Origin of the sequence: Microcoleus sp. D2_18a_B4 (assembly GCF_036702475.1) — a bacterium.
GTDB lineage: Bacteria > Cyanobacteriota > Cyanobacteriia > Cyanobacteriales > Microcoleaceae > Microcoleus.
In genome coordinates, this window is the sequence record NZ_JAUBTL010000034.1 from 1 (window position 1) to 19,725 (window position 19,725).

Sequence of the window (19,725 nt, forward strand, 5' to 3'; positions counted from 1 at the left end):
GACAGTTGACAGTTGACAGTTGACAGTTGACAGTTGACAGTTGACAGTTGACAGTTGACAGTTGACAGTTGACAGTTTGTTATTTGTTATTGATGATTTGTTAGCTAAACAGACGGGAATCCCCACACTATACCGCTTCGGTTAGTGTGGGATGAAAGACGCGGTGAGGTGAGGATTCGACCCGCTAAGCAATCTCACAGGCGCAAGCATTGAGCAGTGAGCGGGTGGATGACGAGACAAACAAATTCTTCGACGTGTCAATACTTGGTGGTAAATACTAGCAATTAAGGCTAGAAACCTCTCTTATTTTATGGATAAAACATTCACTCATGCACTTGACATCAAGTAACGTATTCGGGTACATTAACACTAATTGATGCGTAGCGACTGCAATCAAACATTTACTACTCAATGAGAACTTCTTACCAGTATCGATTACGTCCAACAAAGTTGCAAGCCACTGAGATTGACAGATGGCTGTCTCTGCTGTGCGCTCAGTACAACTATTTGTTGGCAGATCGATTTAATTGGTACGAACAAAATCGTTCTCCCATCAATGCGTGTCCGCTAGTTTGCCACTTACCCGAACTGCGGGAAAATCCCGACTATTACAGCCAGAAAAAGACGTTACCTCAACTCAAGAAAACTCATCCTTGGTATGCCGGAGTTTACTCTCAAGTTCTTCAAGATGTAGTTAAGCGAGTTAAGGTAACTTTTGATCGTTTCCTGAAAGGTGATAGCAACGGGAAACGCAGCGGTAGACCTAGATTCAAGCCGCGTAGTCGTTACCGCACGTTCACTTACCCTCAAGTTAAAGACGGCTGCTTGCAAAATAACTTAATTAACTTGCCGATGTTCGGAAAAGTCAAAGTTATTTTACACCGTTCAATACCTGATGGATTTAAAATCAAAACCGTCTCTGTCACCAAAAAAGCTGATGGTTACTATGCAACTCTCAGCTTGGAAGACTCGACAGTCCCGGAAATTAAACCAGATTTTAATCCTCAAAAAATTGCTGGCATTGATATGGGGTTGAAGGATTTTTTGACAACATCAGAAGGGGAGACGGTGGCGATTCCTCAGCATTACCGCAAAGCTCAAAAACGCCTGCGGACTATTCAGAAGCGAGTCTCGCGCCGTAAAAAAGGTAGCAGCCGGAGACACAAAGCAGTTAAGCAACTGGGGAAGTGTCACAAGAAAGTAGCCGACAAACGTAAAGACTTTCATTTCAAAACTGCTAACAATCTCTTGAAAAAATATGAGGTTGTTGCAGTTGAAGACTTGAATGTCAAGGGACTTGCTCGTACAAGATTGGCTAAATCTGTGTTGGATGCTGGGTGGTCAAGCTTTCTGTCGATTCTAATAAACAAAGCTGTAAATGCTGGTTTGTTGGTGATGACCGTATGTGCTTATAACTCTTCACAAGATTGCTCTAATTGCGGTGAAAAAGTACCTAAAAAGTTGCATGAAAGATGGCACGACTGCCCAAATTGTGGATGTAGTCTTGACCGCGATCACAATGCAGCTATCGTAATCAAAAATAGGGCGGTGGGTCATCCCGTCTTTAAAGCTCAGTTAATGTCCGAAGCAATAGCTGGAGTCGCTGAGAAGCCTACATTATAGCTGTACTCAGCTTAATGTAGGAGTATGTCACTTTTAATTAGCAATTAGCAATTACCAATTACCTATTACCAATATTTTTAATATGCGTCCTGTTTTTTTGCTAGTAATTGTGGTGGGGCTGACTATTTTTGCCCTGCAAAATGTGGAGCCGGCACTATCGCTGGTGTTTTTGGGAGTTCGATCGCCTGCTTTGCCATTATCTATCTGGATTTTGCTGAGCATGGTGGTGGGAGCTATCACGTCTTTATTGATTTCGGGTTTGCTCGCTTTTTCAAATTACCTATCTCCAACGGGAGACCGCAGCGGCCGATCCAGTCGCAGCCGTCCCGATACTTTCCCGGAGGACAGGAGAACGCCTTACACGCCGCCTCCCCCTCCTAGAAAACAGGGAATTGACCCGGATCTGAATAGGGAAAATAGCCAAACTCAGGCTGCTGGTTCCTACCGAACTGAATACGGCACATCGGCGGGTTACAGAGCCGGGACTTTCCTGCAAGAAACTCCGAACCCGGATGGGGCGAAGAATTACGCTCAACCGGGGACTTATGCAGCGGCAGACGATGAGGACGATTGGGTCTCAGATGGCTCAAAATCGGGTTCTCAAGGGGGTGATGACGATTGGGGGGACGATCGCGATTTTCCCGATCGACCGCAGGTAAATGATGTTCCAGCGGCAAATCCGAGGGCTTACGAAGCTCAGCAGGAACCGAAAAGCAAGTCTTGGGCTGGCTCAGTATATTCTTACGGCTATCGAGATCCGAGTCAGTCTGGGGTGGGACAAACAGAGTCTGTATACGATGCAGAGTATCGGGTGCTGGTTCCTCCGGGAGGGGATATTCCTAAACCGGCTGATGAAGCACCAATAAATCCTATGGCAGAAGCAGAGGATGATTGGGGATTGGATGAGGGTGATGAGTTTGATGACGATGATGGCCTCAGTGGCGGATCGATTAACCTGAAAAAATAGAAAAATATCGGAGGATTTGGCAGTGGATGGGTTGAGGGGAGTAAATATTTATCTTGTCGGGATGATGGGTGCGGGAAAAACAACGGTGGGGCGGATTTTGGCAAAAAAATTAAAATACCGTTTTTTTGATACTGATGAACTAATTGTTCGAGTTGCTAATCAGTCAATTGCTGAGATTTTCGATCGAGAAGGGGAAGAGGCTTTTCGGGAACTAGAAACTAAAGTGCTCGGTGAGTTGTCTGCGTATCAAAATTCTGTCGTGGCTACGGGCGGCGGCATTGTGACGCGATCGATGAATTGGGGTTACTTGCACTACGGTGTAGTAGTTTGGCTGGATGTGCCTGTTGATCAATTGTACGATCGACTGCGTTCGGACACCGCTCGACCCCTACTGCAGGAGGGCGAGATCAAATCTAAGCTGCAAAGCCTTTTGAAAGAGCGAGAGCGTTTCTACACTCAAGCAGATGTCCGAGTCTATGCTGGTGTGGGTGAAAGGCCTGAAGCAGTGGCGACTAGGGCGATCGAGGAAATCCAAAAAGTTATCAAACCAGAAACCGGGCCCGATCTCAATTGATACATTCAGAAACCGAGTTTCTAAGAAAATAACAGGTTTGTGGGGACTTTTGATACCAGTTCAAAAAAATAATGCAACTATACGCCAGCTCCAAACCACCAGCTTCATCAGTCATTCCCAAAATCTAAAATCTATAATGGTATGACTTCGGTGAAAATACTGGTTTTTGTCTGAGTGTGCCCGTTTAACCACCCAATATTTTGCAATCCACCGGGTTTGACTGGATGTGATGCGTAACTTTCAAAAGTATGAGGATGTGGCGATGCGGAGATTTTATACAAGAACTAATGGCAGACTCATCTGATGCGTTAAAGCCGGCTATTGAGTTCTCCCTAAAAATAAAATGGCCCCACCGCTGAAGGGCTGTAGGGCGCAAGGACAGTTAAACGCTAACTTGATTGTCGGGAAATTTAGCATCAATGCTATCCTCCTATGTGACGATTTTACGATCGTCCATTCCCTCATCAACTCTCCCGTATCAAAAAATGTAACCCAGCACCGATCGAATTTAATCTGCCCTATTCTAAAAACAATACCTCATGCATTCTGACGAGCAGCTCCCAAAAGCTGCTTTTTTATTGCGATGAGTTTTTGGCTGCGGGACTTGCGGCAATACGCTTGGGTTAAAACTCTTTATTCCTCGCAGATCCCCCTAAATCCCCCTGATTGTTGGGGGACTTTGAGAAGACTCTTGTCCCCCCCTTAAGAAGGGGGGTTAGGGGGGATCGAGCTTAACTGAACCGTATTGGGACTTGCGGGCTCTTGGCAATAACATTTTGAGCAACAGTCCCTCCACCTCAATACTGCGATAGCGGTTTTCAGTTCCACTCCAGGTTCGTCGGTAATTGGTAATTGGTAATCAGTAATTGGGAATTAGTAACGCGCAACGGGGAATCGGCAATTGAGAAGCTTTACCTCACGAGGCTTGAAAACTGCTATGATTACGGCGCGGAACGGGGAATTAATCCGGGGGTGGGGGATTGAAAAAAAATGGGAGCATCTCATATTTGTAAAAACACTTCTTCTGGCTCCTTCCTTCTGACTCTTTCCTCCTGGCTCCTGGCTCCTGTCTCCTGCCTCCAATTTCTAGCGGAGGGGTGCTTTCATTGAGATGCTCCCAAAAAAATAAGCTGTATTTATTGATGGGCGATCTGATAGTTTTCGGCTAAATATCCATTGCGAGTTATAGAATTTGGTTGGATGAATTTCCCGTTCCTCATTAAGAGAATACGAGCTTGCCTGTCCTTGACCAAAACTCGATCGCTCCACCCAACCCCACACCTGTTAAAGAAATGGTAGCTAATACCGCAAAAGCCCGCCAATTCTTCCAACCAGACATTTGAATATCGAGTCTTGCCAAAGCTCCGGCTGAAATCAAGAGTAAACAAGTAGCAAAAAGGTGCAGCCAAGCAAAAACTACCACTGCCACAAAAGCTCCTACAATAATAGAAAGAAAAGCACCAATATCACTCGAAAACCACCGCAAAATTAAGGATTTTATGTCTCTCAGAGGGAACGACAAGGCGACAGCCAACACTAAAATTGAAGCTATGGCTAGAAACCAAGTCAGGTGCGGTGGAACATCAAACTCAGATAATTTCCAGCCAAAACTAAAATAAGTAACAAAAAGTAGAGTTAGGGAAACCCAAGAGTTTTTTTTCATCCAATGGCACAATTAGGAGAACCAGGCAAAAAAAAGATGATGAACCCGATGAGTTTGTACAGGTTCTAGAGGTTAGTAGAAATAGCTTGCACCGGACAGGTAGGGATGCACTGCTCGCAAACGATACACCGCGATCGAGCAAAACTTAGTTTAAAGCTTTCTGGGTCCAGGGTCAAGGCTTCTGTCGGGCAAACCCCCGTACACAAACCGCAGTCAACGCAGATATCTTCGTCTATGAGTATTTCGCGACTGGCTAGGGAAACGCCGATATTTTGCGATCGCATCCAGTCGATCGCCGCTTCTAGTTGGTCGATGTCCCCTGATAACTCTAGCACCAGTTTGCCCACTTGGTTGGGAGCCACCTGAGCGCGGATAATGTTGGCTGCAACATTAAAATCCTTTGCCAGTCGATAGGTGACAGGCATTTGGATCGATCGTTGGGGAAACGTCAGTGTTACCCGTTTTTTCACCCTGCAAGTCCTCGGTAATTTACAAACAATCTTTGTTATCTTATGTTTTAGCGCACTTGGTCTAATTACTGCTTTTAGCACAAATTTTTATGAGATGGGTCTGATTATCTCAAAATGTGCTATAATCTGAATCTACAGCATATTCCAGGTTGATGAAGTACAGTAGCCGCTAAATTTATATTGTGTGATTTTAATATGTAGGGTGCGTCGCTGCGACCTTTTAAATGGAACTTGCAGATTGTTGGTGGCGACGCACCTTACTTACTACAAGATTGTGTGTACCGCACATACATGGAATATGCTGTATTATTTAAAATAAAAACATAGAAATCAAAGCGCAATTTATTTTATGACCCAGAATTCCCCCAAGTCAACTGTCGCCCCCGTCGCCAAAAATCCCGAAACAAAAGTCGCCACCCGCCTCAGAAACTTATTGATCGTGTTAGCAGCGATCGTCCTTTCAATATCCATCTTCTTCGGGCTGCAAACCCAAACGCCGTCAAGCAGTCTCACCGACATGGCAAAAGCTTCAACGCCATTAGAAACAGCTTTGGTAAATGGCAAACCGACACTCATGGAATTTTATGCTAATTGGTGCGGTAGCTGTCAGGCAATGGCTAAAGATCTGAGCGAAATCAAACAGAAATACGCCGAACCGATGAATTTTGTGATGCTGAATGTAGACAATGACAAATGGCTGCCAGAAATCACAAAATATCGAGTAGATGGCATTCCGCACTTTGTCTATTTGAACGATAAAGGCAGCGCCGTTGCTGAAACAATGGGCGAAATGCCACGCACTATTATGGAAGCTAACTTAGATGCTTTAATTGCAGGAAAACCTCTGCCACACGTCCAAGCGGCAGGTCAAGTTTCTAATTTTACTCCACCCACAGGGCCTGTGAAAACAAGTAGCTCCGACCCCCGTGCCCACGGATCTCAAGTACAGTAAATGAAGGAAGTTCGGCAACGGATTCTGTAACGGATGTAACGGATGTCAGGAAGAGGGAAGAAGGAATAAAGAAGAGGGAAAAGGGAAGAAGACTTTAGGAACAGGCAAGATGCCTGTTCCACAAGAAAGTTTATTTGTTGTGGAACAGGCATCTTGCCTGTTCCTGATGGCGATAACTTAGAGAGATTCAAAAGCCCCTGGCAATTTCTGCCAATCTGCGTTTTGGGCGATCGACTACCTCTAAAGGAATATTCAAAAAAACATTTTTGACAATTTATTAAAATTTATTATACTACTTGTCAGGTGCGGAGCGTAAATATTCTCTCACTCCCGATACACAATAAAGCCTGACCGAAAACAATTTAGTCGCCAGCCCCGCGATTCATTCCTTTGCAGGCTGACTGACGGGGTAAACTTTTCAATTCTTTAATCTAAAATCTAAAATCTAAAATCGAATGACTCCCGACAAAACCGGATTCAGTATTAGCGCGACAGCCATTCGCCGCCACATCGGCACCCTCATGCTGACACTTGCCATTATAGTCGTGGGCATTTTCTACATAACCCAACTGCCCGTTGACTTGCTGCCCTCCATCACCTATCCCCGCATCAGCGTGCGCTTAGACGCCCCCGGAGTCTCCCCAGAAGTGGCAGTTGACGAAATTACCCGCCCCCTCGAACAAGGACTTTCAGCAACAGAAGGAGTCACGCAAGTTTTCTCCCGCACGCGGGAAGGACAAGTCAGCGTCGATTTATTCTTTAGACCCGGCGGCAATATCGACCAAGCCCTCAACGACGCTACAGCCTCCGTCAACCGCATTCGCAACCGACTTCCTGATACAGTTGAATCGCCAAATCTATTTAAATTTGACCCTTCTCAACAGCCGGTTTACGAATTTGCCCTGACTTCAGACTCACGCCAAGGGGTAGATTTGCGGGTATTTGCCGATGAAGAATTAGCCAGGGAAATAAACGTGATTCCCGGAGTCGCTTCCGTTGACATTTCCGGCGGCGTTCAAGAAGAAATTCAAGTTAATATTGACCTGAATCGGCTGCAAAGTTTAGGAGTTAATCTCAACGACGTTTTTAATGCTTTGCGTTCGCGCAATTTAGACACTTCCGGCGGCCGGCTGCGGCAAGAATCAAACGAACCGCTGACGCGCACAATTGGTCGCTTTAAAACAGCCTCGGAAATCGCCAATCTTTCCTTTCAAGTATCCGGTTCCAACCCGCCAAAACGAGTCTACCTGCGCGATTTTGCCCAAGTCAATGACGGTACAGAAGAACAGCGAGTCAAAGTTTTTCTCAATCAAAAACCAGCCGTTAAAATTAGCATCTTGAAACAGCCGGACGCCAACACGATTACTGTTGTAGACGGAGTGAAAAATCGCATCAAAGAAATGCAGGATTCCGGGTTAATTTCGGCGGACATGACCGTAGTTACTACCTTAGACGAATCCAGATTTATCCGCAATTCCTTAGCCGATGTGGCGAATGCGGGGGTTTCAGGGGCAGTGCTGGCTGCGATCGCAGTTTTGTTCTTTCTAGGTTCCCTGAGACAAACCCTGATTATCTCTCTGACTATTCCCCTGTGTACTCTAGCAGCCATTATTTTAATGCGGCTGTTCGGCTTGTCGCTGAACTTGTTTAGTTTAGGCGGTTTAGCGTTAGGAATTGGTCAGGCGATCGATACCAGCGTAGTTATTTTAGAAAATATTGTAGTCGGTCTAGACAGCAACCCTCATCTGAAAAAAGGCAGAATCAAAGATCGGAAAGAACGCACGATAGAAGAGTCTGTAGAGCGGAGTGAAGAAGTAGAATCAGCAATGATTGCCTCCACTGCCGCTAACTTAGTATCAGTGCTGCCATTCCTGCTGATCGGTGGCTTCTTTTCGCTGCTATTTAACGAATTGATTTTGACAATTAGCTTTGCAGTAGCAGCGTCTCTGCTAGTAGCTTTAACTGTAGTGCCGATGCTGACTTCTCGCTTGATGGGAATGTCTTATTCCAGCGGTATCAGTCAGTTCGGGCCGATAAAACATTTCAATCGCGGTTTTGAAAACGGCACGCGGGCCTACGGTTCAATGCTGTCAAAAGTGCTGGGTTTGCGGTTAATTATCATTGCCCTCGCTTTTGTGATTTTAGGCGGCGGCACTTGGGTGATGGCAGGTCAAATCCCCCAAGAAATTTTGCCGAGAGTTAATACAAGTCAAGCCCGATTATTTGCTTTGTTTCCTCCGGGTACTAACTTGGAAACAAATCAAAAAGTGGTTGCCGCCGCCGATAAACTTCTGCTCGCACAGCCAGAAACAGCGTACACTTTAACGACAGCGGGAGGGCTGCTTTTCGGCAACAATACAGTTGAAAATTTGCTCAGGGGAAGCAGCACAATCACGCTAAAACCAGGTACGAATACCATCGCTTTTACGGAAAGAATGACTGAGGAATTCAAGAAACTTGACGTTCCTAAAGGAACTCGTCTGCGGCTAGTTCCAGAATCGATTAGGGGTTTAGTTTTAACTAATTCCCCAGTGCGGGGCGGCGAAATTGATGTGGTGGTTCAGGGGCCAACTGAAGAAGTATTGCAGCAAGCAGGTCGTCAGATATTAAAAGAATTAGATGAGAAGGTAAAATTAGCCCGGTTTCGCCCGGACGGAGACGCGCCGCAGTCAGAAGTGCAAATTCGTCCAGACTGGGAAAAGGCCGCTGTGTACGGGCTGACGGCCCAAGACATTGGGGAGACGATTCAGACAGCAATTGAAGGTGCTGTTCCGACTCAATTGCAGCGGGGAAACCGCTTGGTAGATGTGCGGGTGCAGTTCGATCGCACTTCTGTAAAATCTATTGCTCAACTCGGACAAATTCCCTTATCTGGCGGCAATAATAGCATCATCCGTTTAAGCGATGTGGCAAATATTACGATCGGCAAAGCACCAGGAGAAATTCAGCGTCTCAACCAGCGGCAAGTTTTCTTAGTTGTAGGAAACTTGAATCGGGGCGCAAGTCTCGGCGATGCTGTCCAGCAAGTCGATGCAGTTTTATCAGAAATGAAGTTGCCGCGAGGAGTAAGCATTGTGCCGAGTTCTGCTGCTGAAACTAATCAGCAATTGCAAACTTCTCTAAAACTTTTGGGCGGATTGGCGACTTTTTTAGTGTTTGTAGCGATGGCGGTGCAGTACAATTCCCTGGTTGACCCGCTGGTGATTTTGCTGACAGTGCCACTGGCGTTGGCGGCGGGAGTATTCGGGCTTTATGTGACCAAAACTGCGATCGGTGCGACGGTGATGATCGGTGCAATTTTGCTAGTGGGAATTGTGGTGAATAACGGCATCATTATGATCGAGTTGGCGAACCAAATCCTGGAAGATGAAGGAGTCGATCGCACAACAGCAATTCTCAGGGCGGCACCTCAGCGCTTGCGGCCGATTTTGATGACAACTATTACTACAGTTTTGGGTTTGTTTCCCCTAGCTTTGGGAATTGGAGAGGGTTCGGAGTTTCTGCAACCTTTGGGTGTGGTGGTGTTTTCCGGTTTGTCGCTGGCGACGCTGCTGACGCTGTTTATTATTCCGTGTTTCTATATTTTGCTGCACGATTTCTTCGGGATGTTTGCAGCGAAAAAGAAGCCGCACGGGGTTGTTATTCCCCTGCAGAAGGCGGGAAGAAAGACTCCGAATTTGTAATAATTTAGTGCCAGCAAATACGCGCTTTTCCCACAATCCGACAGGGAATGAATTCCCTGCCTCATAGCGAAAGTCGGTTAAAACCGACTGTAGATTTTGACGGGAAGTGCGATCTATTTCAGTCCTCTTTCAGAGGACTTTTGCTATGAGACAGGGAATTCATTCCCTGTCGGACTGTCGGTTAAAACCGACTGTAGATTTTGAGGAAAAATACGATCTATTTCAGTCCTCTTTCAGAGGACTTTAGCTATGAGACAGGGAATTCATTCCCTGTCGGAGTGTCGGATTTACCAACAATACCGGTACTGCATTTGATGTTAAGTTGACGCGCCGATAATTAGTCGGTAAGGTGCGTCAGTAAACAGTCTCTGACTCCCCAAAGAAATTCCAGACTGACGCACCCTACGATAAATGCTGCAAAATTTCAGTTAAAATAGAGCTTATTTACGCTGAAATATCTTTATGCTGATTTTACCAAAAAATGAAATACAAATTGACTGGTCGTTCTCACACATAAATCAACCCATTAATTCCGAGTGGGCGACCATTGTCAGTGGCGATCGCAAAAAAGTCACTTTAGTCGATCGCAACTTGTCGCCAAAATACGAATACCAGCTTCCCGACGAAATTAGCCATTCAGCCATCAGCCCCAAAGGCGATTTGCTGGCAGCAATTATGGCAAATGGCAATCATTTAGCAATTGTGGCAGCAGAAAACCAGCTAGTTTTTGAAGAACAGCTACCTAACCCTCCTGTTAAAGTTTCATATTTGTATAACGATAATGGATTTCAGGACTGCTGGTTTGATGCAGACGGCTTGCGTTTTTGGTGCATGAAATTAATTGAAGGCGAGGAAGTCGAGATTCAAATTCGCGATACCAATTCGTGGCAAATTCAGCGACAACTTTTGCTCGAAGACTCTTTTGGATTGAGCTCTTTCTCGTTTCACCCACACCCGGAAAATCAAATTTTAGCTGTTTGGGCTGGCGACGGTCAGGGCGAATCGCAAATCTATTGGCTTTATGATGATGGTACGGAAATTCACGCCGTGGAAGTTCCATTTCCTGATGACGCATCGCCTCCAGAATTTCATCCTGCTGGCAGCGAATTTGTGATTGTACATGGTTGCGGGCGACAAATCAGCCGATTCAGTTTTCCTGAGTGCAATCTAATTGGAATATGCGAATGGCCTTGGTCTGATTCTAATAACGGTTTTCACTACTATATGTGCTACCTATCAGACGATCGCCTTCTAGCCAACACTGATGAAGGGAGAATGTATATCATCGATATTGACAAAATGGAAATATCAGATGAACTGATTTTAATCGGTCACGAGCCACGTTCCTGTAAAGAACTTTACCCCACTCTTAAGGATCTTAAAGAAGAGGTTTGCGGCGACTTGGAATGTTTTTATCGATTTGATTCAGATAGGATTCTTTCCGTTCACTCACAACTGCCGAGTCAAGAACTTAACTCGAAACAGAAGACATTAGTTATATTCGGAGGAAAAGAGCTGTTTGGTTCGCTGGCGAAGGTACAACCATCCGCACCCTACAGTAAATTATTCATTCAATCTTTGGGCATCTCTTAAGGATTTCCCATACAGGACGCTCCTAGAATTAGTCGGTAAGGTGCGGAGCGTCAATACTCTCTGACTCCCGAGCGAAATTCCCGACGCTCCGCACCCTACGAGAATTAGTGTGTTTGACATCCAAAAGCTTTATGTTACAATAATACTACAAAAAACCTGAGAAAACAAACTTAAACAAAAATGCCCTACGAAAAATTAGACATATCAGCCCCAAAACCAGTATTATCTTGGGCAAATCACCCCCTGGGCGAAAAAGAAACCAAGATGACCGCAAACGTAGCATCTTTGCCCTTTGTATTCAAACACGTCGCGCTAATGCCCGACGTACATTTAGGAAAAGGTGCTTTAGTCGGTTCAGTAATTGCCACAAAAGAAGCGATTATTCCGGCTGCTGTGGGCGTGGATATTGGCTGTTTTACTGATGATACACAAATTCCTCTAGTTGATGGCAAATCTTATGCGATCGGGGAACTGGCTAGGAGTCAAAAAGAAATTTTTATCTACTCCTGTACAGAAACAGGCCGAATTGTTGCTGCTAAGGCTACAGCCAAATTAACTAGAAAGAATGCCGAACTGGTTAAAGTGGTACTGGATAATGGAGAAGAAATCAAATGCACTCCGGATCATCAATTCATGTTGCGGAATGGTGAATACCGAGAAGCGCGGGATTTGACAACTGGAACGTCATTGATGCCCTTTTATTCCAAAATAGATAAGGATGGGTATACCTTAGTACAGCAAAACTATTCAGGTAGATGGCAGAAAGCTCATTGGATGATTGCTCGTTCTGGTTCGTTAGGAGACATACCATCTTTCCACAATCAGAGAACTGTGATTCATCACAAAAACTTTGATACCGCAGATAATAGACCCGAAAATTTAGAATTCATGGGTAATAATGACCACTCTGCCTATCACCGCTCATTGGTTGATAGAAACACCTATTGGCAATCTCTGGAATTTGAACAGAAAAGAAAGCAAGCCCTAGCTGATAAAGCTCAAACCTCAGACGGACACAGATATTATGCAGAACGCGGAACGAAAAATATCCTTAAGTATATGGAGAATAATCCCGAACACTTCAGAGAGTTAGTTGCAGGGAATGGCGAACGAGGAAAGCAGTATCTAATTAATTACAATCAGAGTGAAAAGGGTAAAGCAAAGAGTAAAGAAATTGCTAATCGGCTATACCCTTGTGAGACTTGTGGAGATAAAATTAAAACTCCTATCGGACTTCACAATCATCGGAAAAATCAGCACGGCTACAACCACAAAGTTGTTGATATTATTCCTTTAGTTGAAAAGGAAGATGTCTATTGCCTAACAGTTCCCGAATACGGCAACTTTGCGTTAACTGCGGGAGTATTTGTCCATAACTGCGGCATGATGGCTGTGAAAATGCCTTTCACCGCCAACAAATTAGAAGGCAAACTCAAACAAATTCGACTCGATATCGAAGCGGCGATTCCTGTGGGCTTGGCGGAAAATAAAGAAGTAGAAAAAACCGTCACTAACTGGCAAAAATGGGGTGAATTTAAGGAACTTCATCAAGGTGTGCAGCATCAAAACAATAAAGCCTTAAAACAAATGGGTTCCCTCGGCGGCGGCAATCATTTTATTGAGGTGTGCGTTGATACTGAAAACTTTGTTTGGCTGATGCTGCACTCCGGTTCTCGCGGCATTGGAAATTTGCTCGCACAGCAGCACATCGAGACTGCTAAAGATTTAGCTAAACTGGCAGAAATTAATCTGGCTGACAAAGATTTGGCTTATTTTGTGGCGGGTACGCGGGAGTTTGCGGCTTACTGGCACGATTTGCAGTGGGCGCAAGATTATGCTCGTTTTAATCGCGATGTAATGATGAATCGGTTTAAGCGAATTGTGGAAAAGCACGTCGCGGGCGGCAAATCTGTTAAGCCATTATTAGAGGTGAATTGCCACCACAATTACGCGGAAAAAGAGGTGCATTTTGGCGAAGATGTGTATGTTACTCGCAAGGGTGCTGTGCGCGCGGATGTTGAGGATTACGGGATTATTCCGGGTTCGATGGGGGCGAAGTCTTTTATTGTTAAAGGGAAGGGAAATGCTGAAAGTTACTGTAGTTGCAGTCACGGTGCGGGGCGCTTGATGTCTCGCACTCAAGCGAAGAATGTATTCACTCTCGATGATTTTGTGCGGCAGACTGACGGGGTTGAGTGCCGGAAAGATGAGCAATTTTTAGATGAAATTCCGGGGGCTTATAAGCCGATTGATGAGGTGATGAGTCAGCAGTCAGATTTGGTGGAAGTTGTGGCGACTTTGAAGCAGGTGGTTTGTGTCAAGGGGTGAATGTAAGGGAAGCTACAAAGGCAAATATTGAACTTGATTAGCAAATTCTTCCAGTTCGCCAAGTTTAGTAATTATTTCCAAGTCGCGGATACAATCACCAATGGAAACGCGAGACTGACGAGCAAAGATAACACCAGAGAAGTTTATATCTTCAGCTTGACGACGTTTTGCTTCAATTAAAAAATCTTGGTCTTGTGAAAACATAACTCGCCCAAGTTCCATAGCTCGATCGAGTAAAATAGTATCGGGTGTACCAGCACGTCCATCTTCTTGAACAGTTAAAACATCTACATCTCGAAGACGTAAACCAACTGTAATAGCTGAATGGATGTGTTCATCCATATAAAGTGCTAGACTCATTTCAATAGCCCTTGATCACGTAGTCTAGCAGCAAAAGGAGATTCGCCAGCTTCAATTTCGGCCTGTTTAACATACTCTTCTCGTCGCTTGATTTCTGCATCGAGTTCTTGTTTGCGATCCCAATAATAAGCTAAGGCAGAAAGAATTTGGCTCATAGTTAAGTAGCGATGATTGAGGTGTAATTCTGCGGGACTCCAACCATAAGCTATCTGAGCTTCGACTAATTCAACGACTTTCATCGTAGTTCCGGCTATGATGGGAACATTGTCTTCGTTGAGTTCTATATATTTATACTCGGTCTTTGTAAGTGTCATAGTTGCTGCTTTGTCGATCGACTCTTAAATAGGATGTCTATTTTATAGTATACTTCGCCGCATCCATGCTACAACAGCAGCGACTAAATCGGGTTGACTGGGTGAAAAAGTTGGCAAGGGAATATTTTCTTGTTCGCACACCACACAAATCGCGCGATCGAATTTGCTTAAAGCTTTCAGAAATGAATCGCTAAATCCTGTGGGTGTGGCTGAGAGTGCGGTGGAATCGTAGCAGATGAAAAACAGGGGGATTTCGCTTTGGCGGCGCAGGTAATTCCAATAAATTTTGAGTTTTTGCATTGTATCGGGATACCCATTCGGCCACTCTGGATAATTTTGATTTAGAATTTCATCGTAAATTTCTTGGGCGGGGTTATCCGGGTCGATGAATTGGTGTATGTCGATGCAAATTAGCTTTACTTTGCTGCATAATTCGGGTTGATTGTTAATCGCTTCGGCAAGGACTTGGGGTAAGTTTGCTATGTTGAGGTTTGCTGTTGCGGTGTTGGTAAGGGTGTCTTGGTGCCAAGCTTGATAGAAGTCGGGGTAGGGCAGATTTTGAGCGTAGTGCCAGATTAATTTGTAGCCTCGCTCATCAATTTGCTGAGAGTCATTGACGTTGGCTTTTAAGGCTGTGATGACTGCACACTGCTTGTCTGTATCGATTTTCATTTTCTCTAAGGTTTCTGCCACTTGCCAACGGGTGCCACGAGCAAGATTGGGAGAACTCAGCAGTTGCACCAAAGCATCGATCGCTGTTTGATTGTCTTGACCAATGTTCCCTAAGTTTTGTATCACTCGTAAAAAGGTTAAGTCATTACGATGTAATGAATTGAGCAGTTGCACCAAAGCATCGATCGCTTTTTGATTGCCTGGATCAATTTTCCCTAAGCTTTCTGCCACTTCCCTACGGATGTAATTGGAAGAAGTGAGCAGTTGCTCCAAAGCATCGATCGCTTTTTGATTGCCTGGATCAATTTTCCCTAAGCTTTCTGCCACTTCCCTACGGATGTAATTGGAAGAAGTGAGCAGTTGCTCCAAAGCATCGATCGCTTTTTGATTGCCTGGATCAATTTTCCCTAAGCTTGCTGCCACTTCCCTACGGGTGTCATCATCATTAACAGCGCCAGAAGTGAGCAGTTCCTCCAAAGCATCGATCGTTTTTTGATTGCCTGGGTCAATTTTCCCTAAGCTTGCTGTCACTTCCCTACGGGTGTAATTATTAAGATCGCCAGAAGTGAGCAGTTCCACCAAAGCATCGATCACTTTTTGATTGCCTTGACTAATTTCCTCTAACATTACTGCCACTTTTCCGCTGGTGCTATCATACTCCTCATCAAAAGCGGAAGTAATGAGCTGTTGCACCAAAGTATCGATCGCTTTTTGATTGCCGGGGTCAATTTTCCCTAAGCTTGCTGCCACTTCCCTACGGGTGTCATCATTAAGAGCACCAGAAGTGATCAGTTCCTCCAAAGCAGGGATCGCTTTTTGATTGCCTGGGTCAATTTCCTTTAAGATTACAGCCACTTGCGTGCGAGAGTCATCAAGAATGGAAGAATCGAGCAGTTGCTCCAAAGCAGCGATCGCTTTTTGATTGCCTGGGTCAATGTATCCTAAAGTCGCTGGCACTAGACAACGGGCGGAACCATCAAGATTAAGCTTAAGTAATTGCTCAAAAGCAGCGATCGCTTTTTGATTGCCTGTGGCAATTTTGTCTAAGCTCAATGTTACTTCCCAAAGGGTTAAATGATCGAGAGTGGGAGAATTGAGCTGTTGCACTAAAGCATCGATCGCTGTTTGATTGCCTTGACCAATTTTCCCTAAGCTTGCCGCCACTTCCCCACGGATATCATCTCTAAGATCGTGAGAATTGAGCCGTTCCACCAAAGCAGCGATCGCTTTTGGGCGGTGTGTCTGTTGCAATGCTTCCATAGCTGCGTTGCTAATTACATTGAAAAATTTTACCCCCTTTTGTTTTTGAGTATCGAAATAACCCAATCTCCACTTAACAATTTGCCCTATTATTTCATCTATTTGGGAATAATCATAAAATTCGGCAATTGCGGCCGCGACTAAAAAATAGGCTCGATATTCATAACAACCTTTATCTACTTTATCTTGATGGCCCCATTCTCCACATCCATCCTCAAAATTAACCAAATCATTAATAAATTCCTCTTTCTGCTCCCTTAAGCGCTTCTCCCCTCGCCCCAACCACAGCAAAATCACCTCTTTCCACTGCGACTCGAAAATGCGGTATGGCTTATATCGCTTTGGATTATCTTTATATTGAACAGGTCTATCTTTGTGTTCGCGAGGTAAGAAATAATCCCGATCGTCAATTGCCAAAGCAGCAAAATATTCCTCAAACGTGGGATGCCAGAAAGCATAAACTGTTTCATCGGGGCTTTCAGCCGCCAAACCAACCTTGTTCAACCAACCCAATTTCAACGCCAACCCAAACAACTCCTCATCTGGTTGCCCCAATACCTGACAAACCAGACTGTGCTTAAGTCGAAACCGGGATTCAGTTTGGTCGATCGCCAACTTGGCCAACTCTCCCAATGCCCGATTTAATTTCTCCCGCTGAGTATAATTTGTGGGTTCCTTGCCTTTCCAATCATAAAACTTCTCGATAAATCCCTGATAAAGTTTCGCCTTTGTATCTGGCAAACCCCCACGATCGCGCCACCAATTCCAAGTGCTGCACAACAGCGCCAACCGCAGGGGATTTTTCACCAAATCTGTGATGCGCTCTTTTCCTGGTTTGTCTAACTCCTGTCGCAATTCCTGACCTAAATTTGGCGTTTTGTTGAACCACTTGGCGATAAATTCTCCCACTCTATCCGGCTTTGTACTATCCCCATAACTAAAATCCAAGGTGCGATAAATCTCAAAATTGTCCGCCAGCACGTTGCGGTTTGCCTCCCAGACATTCAGCCGACAAGTCAGCACCACCCGCGCTTGTCCCACCCAGCCTTTCAATTGGTTAGAAATTGCCCCGAGGGGTCCTTCTCCCTGCACCGCCATTTCATCCACGCCATCCAACAACAACCAAACTCGCCCTTGATTGCACAGTTTTTTCAGTTCGGTTTTCAGCGCTTCCGTCACTTCCACTATTTCCGGGGAGAAATAAGGTAGCGCTGCTGGAAGCCATTTGTCGAGTAAATATTGCTCTAGAAATTGCTGCTGGGAATTGGTTTCTGGTAAATCGGCCAGGGAAATCGAAATCGGTAAAATTTCGGTGTTTTCCTGCACCCAAAAAGCGATTTTGCGTAACAGGGTGGTTTTTCCCGCCCCCGGTTCGCCAATAATAGCGATGCGCTTACCGTTATGCTTACCTTTCCCGTCTTTGAGAATATCCAGCAAAAACTGTTCGTGTTCAAAGGGCTGCTTTTCTTCGTATTCTGGCTTGTACACGCGCGAACCTTGTTCTGGTAGAATCTCCTCACCGCGCATATCGGGTTTTTTGCGCTCTACTAATGCTAGGGGTACGTGGATTTCTTCTAACTCAAAGTGTTCCTCCTTATCGCACATCAACGCATTGGTGGTTAGCTGTTTCTCAGCTTTCAACATCGCGAGGCAAATGTTTCGCCAGTATATCGGCGTTTCTGTTGTAGCAGATGATAAGGCAGAATCAGAGTCTTGAACAGACAACCATTGAGAATACTCAGTTTCCAGCCATTTCTGTAAAGGTGGTGATTTGTGCGTTATTGACTTTAGTTCAACGCAACTCTTAGAGAATTTACGATATACCTCGGACATCCGCTTTTTATGATTTCCCAGCCGATCTTCCATCAGGGGCAGTTGTTCGGAAATTTCTTTTAAGCTTTGGCCCAGATTTTGTCTAGCAAATTGTAATAAAAAAGATTCTGTTTCAGCATCAGTCAACTGATTGTCGTGGGACATTATTTTTAGAAAGTCCTCCCAGCGTTGCCACGATTCCATATTTAATCTCTTCAGCAAGATATTTTAATTATACACGCGCTGACTGGAGAGATGAGAGAGACACGGCATTCAACCATCTTCAGATTAGCTTCAAAACTGACTGATTCCCTGCCCCTACTCTATGGTTGAGGCGAGCCGTCTACTTCAAAGATTGCCAAGTAGAAGAATTTTTCTACTTGGTTCTACTTCAAGTGGAAATTTTTGGGAACTGACTTGCTTATGCGGGCGATTTTAAATTGGATTAACAACCAATTAAACGCTTTATGCAGCAGAAGTATAAGAAGGTTCCGAACATGAAAAACAACAGCCAAAGCGATCGACAAAAGTTCATCCGCCATGCGATCGCAACTGCCCCGATCGTTCTAGCCATATTGATTGGTGTGAAGGGAAATCTCGATGTGCTTTCAGGTAAACCCGTCCTCGATGTTATCCCGTCGATGATTACTCAAGCTATACAGTTAATCGTCAAAACCCATCGCACCCAAAAGAGTTTTGAGGAGATCGATCGCATTAAAAAAGATCGCATCGCCCAAAATCCCGACGATTGATATCGCTTCGAGGCTGCAAAAGCGATCGCACAAACAGCATCAAAAGGGGGAAATTGAGCTTAACTCGATTTCCCCCTCTTGACAAACGCTTTGTTTTCTGAAGCTTTTTCTCTAACACACCATGTGTCTCGACTCAATTTCTAGCAAGCGCAGCAGTGTTTCATCGCCCTTGGCCTTGGCTGCTTCCTTTCTACGATCGAGAATATTGCAAATATTCGCCTGGTGTACTTGCGCCACTTCCACAACTGTTGGGTAATAATCCACAGTCGCTGAGGTGCGAGCTGCTGCGACATCCCGATCGCCCGCTTGAGCATCTCGCTTTTTGGTATAGTTTGGGCCGCCGTATTTTTTGGGGTTGGGAATGTGTCTCGGATACCGATAGTTCCAGTTTTGCCCCCGGTATTTGCCCGCGACTTCGCCTTCGACCATATCAACTGTCGGAATGTCGTACTCGTAGTTTGAACCGCGATAAGTGAGTTTCATATTTTTTGATCCTTATATTTATGGAGATAAAAAGGGCAGTCAGGTCAGGGTTGGTTTTCTTGGCTAAAACTTTTTTAGTTTCTGTATTCAATTATACGGTTTTTTGAGATGAATCCGCTTTATTTACAAAAATTAATATTTGGAGGGGGGAGACGGCAAGAAAAAACCCGCCGCAGCGGGTTTAATCGAGTTTTTGACTAATTCGAGCAGCACCCGGAG

14 protein-coding genes are annotated in these 19,725 nt (G+C 44.9%); 8 read left to right on the forward strand and 6 right to left on the reverse strand.

Going from position 1 to position 19,725, the window contains the following annotated elements:
• Nucleotides 1-411 precede the first annotated feature (411 nt).
• The 3 genes from QUB04_RS19305 (at nt 412) to QUB04_RS19315 (ending at nt 3,164) form a co-directional block, all read left to right on the forward strand.
• Complete coding sequence (locus QUB04_RS19305; protein ID WP_333142072.1) at nt 412-1,623, forward strand: transposase; 1,212 nt, start codon at nt 412-414, stop codon at nt 1,621-1,623.
• An 82-nt stretch (nt 1,624-1,705) separates the two neighbouring features.
• Entirely contained in the window at nt 1,706-2,590 is an 885-nt protein-coding gene (locus QUB04_RS19310) for a LapA family protein (RefSeq protein WP_333286790.1), read from the forward strand.
• 22 nt (nt 2,591-2,612) lie between these two features.
• Nucleotides 2,613-3,164 (forward strand): shikimate kinase, encoded by a 552-nt coding sequence (locus QUB04_RS19315; RefSeq protein ID WP_333035087.1) that lies wholly within the window; start codon nt 2,613-2,615, stop codon nt 3,162-3,164.
• A 1,219-nt stretch (nt 3,165-4,383) separates the two neighbouring features.
• Here QUB04_RS19315 and QUB04_RS19320 read toward each other — a convergent pair.
• A complete protein-coding gene (locus tag QUB04_RS19320; protein WP_333286792.1) occupies nt 4,384-4,827 on the reverse strand; it encodes a hypothetical protein in 444 nt (147 codons plus the stop codon).
• Nucleotides 4,828-4,892: 65 nt separating this feature from the next.
• The gene (locus QUB04_RS19325) at nt 4,893-5,297 is read right to left on the reverse strand and encodes an NIL domain-containing protein (protein WP_190741019.1); all 405 of its coding nucleotides are present in this window, start codon (nt 5,295-5,297) and stop codon (nt 4,893-4,895) included.
• Between the two features lie 349 nt (nt 5,298-5,646).
• On the opposite strand from QUB04_RS19325, the gene QUB04_RS19330 reads away from it, so the two are divergent.
• The 4 genes from QUB04_RS19330 to QUB04_RS19345 all read left to right on the forward strand — a co-directional run bounded on the left by QUB04_RS19330 (nt 5,647) and on the right by QUB04_RS19345 (nt 13,853).
• The gene (locus QUB04_RS19330; protein ID WP_333286794.1) at nt 5,647-6,249 is read left to right on the forward strand and encodes a thioredoxin family protein; all 603 of its coding nucleotides are present in this window, start codon (nt 5,647-5,649) and stop codon (nt 6,247-6,249) included.
• 455 nt (nt 6,250-6,704) lie between these two features.
• A complete protein-coding gene (locus QUB04_RS19335) occupies nt 6,705-9,932 on the forward strand; it encodes an efflux RND transporter permease subunit (RefSeq protein ID WP_333286796.1) in 3,228 nt (1,075 codons plus the stop codon).
• A gap of 462 nt (nt 9,933-10,394) precedes the next feature.
• The gene (locus QUB04_RS19340; protein WP_333286798.1) at nt 10,395-11,525 is read left to right on the forward strand and encodes a hypothetical protein; all 1,131 of its coding nucleotides are present in this window, start codon (nt 10,395-10,397) and stop codon (nt 11,523-11,525) included.
• Between the two features lie 264 nt (nt 11,526-11,789).
• Complete coding sequence (locus QUB04_RS19345; protein ID WP_333286800.1) at nt 11,790-13,853, forward strand: RtcB family protein; 2,064 nt, start codon at nt 11,790-11,792, stop codon at nt 13,851-13,853.
• A gap of 12 nt (nt 13,854-13,865) precedes the next feature.
• Here QUB04_RS19345 and QUB04_RS19350 read toward each other — a convergent pair whose 3' ends face one another.
• From QUB04_RS19350 to QUB04_RS19360, 3 genes are read right to left on the reverse strand one after another with little or no spacing between them, the layout of a single operon-like run.
• The gene (locus tag QUB04_RS19350) at nt 13,866-14,213 is read right to left on the reverse strand and encodes a DUF5615 family PIN-like protein (RefSeq protein WP_333286802.1); all 348 of its coding nucleotides are present in this window, start codon (nt 14,211-14,213) and stop codon (nt 13,866-13,868) included.
• Nucleotides 14,210-14,527 (reverse strand): DUF433 domain-containing protein, encoded by a 318-nt coding sequence (locus QUB04_RS19355; RefSeq protein ID WP_333286803.1) that lies wholly within the window; start codon nt 14,525-14,527, stop codon nt 14,210-14,212. Before QUB04_RS19355 ends, QUB04_RS19350 begins: the two co-directional genes overlap by 4 nt.
• A gap of 42 nt (nt 14,528-14,569) precedes the next feature.
• Nucleotides 14,570-18,475 carry an NACHT C-terminal alpha/beta 1 domain-containing protein gene (locus QUB04_RS19360; protein WP_333286805.1) on the reverse strand — a complete coding sequence of 1,302 codons (3,906 nt, stop codon included), beginning with the start codon at nt 18,473-18,475 and terminating at the stop codon, nt 14,570-14,572.
• 293 nt (nt 18,476-18,768) lie between these two features.
• On the opposite strand from QUB04_RS19360, the gene QUB04_RS19365 reads away from it, so the two are divergent.
• A complete protein-coding gene (locus tag QUB04_RS19365) occupies nt 18,769-19,023 on the forward strand; it encodes a hypothetical protein (RefSeq protein WP_333286807.1) in 255 nt (84 codons plus the stop codon).
• Nucleotides 19,024-19,134: 111 nt separating this feature from the next.
• Here QUB04_RS19365 and QUB04_RS19370 read toward each other — a convergent pair whose 3' ends face one another.
• Nucleotides 19,135-19,506, reverse strand: coding sequence for a DUF4278 domain-containing protein (locus QUB04_RS19370; protein WP_333286809.1), 372 nt, complete (start codon nt 19,504-19,506; stop codon nt 19,135-19,137).
• Nucleotides 19,507-19,725 lie beyond the last annotated feature (219 nt).

Bases quoted from the DNA above. Each gene is read 5' to 3' on its own strand.
- QUB04_RS19305 (WP_333142072.1), top strand. From the start codon at position 412: ATGAGAACTTCTTACCAGTATCGATTACGTCCAACAAAGTTGCAAGCC.
- QUB04_RS19310 (WP_333286790.1), top strand. From the start codon at position 1,706: ATGCGTCCTGTTTTTTTGCTAGTAATTGTGGTGGGGCTGACTATTTTT.
- QUB04_RS19320 (WP_333286792.1), bottom strand. From the start codon at position 4,827: ATGAAAAAAAACTCTTGGGTTTCCCTAACTCTACTTTTTGTTACTTAT.
- QUB04_RS19330 (WP_333286794.1), top strand. From the start codon at position 5,647: ATGACCCAGAATTCCCCCAAGTCAACTGTCGCCCCCGTCGCCAAAAAT.
- QUB04_RS19335 (WP_333286796.1), top strand. From the start codon at position 6,705: ATGACTCCCGACAAAACCGGATTCAGTATTAGCGCGACAGCCATTCGC.
- QUB04_RS19340 (WP_333286798.1), top strand. From the start codon at position 10,395: ATGCTGATTTTACCAAAAAATGAAATACAAATTGACTGGTCGTTCTCA.
- QUB04_RS19345 (WP_333286800.1), top strand. From the start codon at position 11,790: ATGACCGCAAACGTAGCATCTTTGCCCTTTGTATTCAAACACGTCGCG.
- QUB04_RS19350 (WP_333286802.1), bottom strand. From the start codon at position 14,213: ATGAGTCTAGCACTTTATATGGATGAACACATCCATTCAGCTATTACA.
- QUB04_RS19355 (WP_333286803.1), bottom strand. From the start codon at position 14,527: ATGACACTTACAAAGACCGAGTATAAATATATAGAACTCAACGAAGAC.
- QUB04_RS19360 (WP_333286805.1), bottom strand. From the start codon at position 18,475: ATGGAATCGTGGCAACGCTGGGAGGACTTTCTAAAAATAATGTCCCAC.
- QUB04_RS19365 (WP_333286807.1), top strand. From the start codon at position 18,769: ATGAAAAACAACAGCCAAAGCGATCGACAAAAGTTCATCCGCCATGCG.
- QUB04_RS19370 (WP_333286809.1), bottom strand. From the start codon at position 19,506: ATGAAACTCACTTATCGCGGTTCAAACTACGAGTACGACATTCCGACA.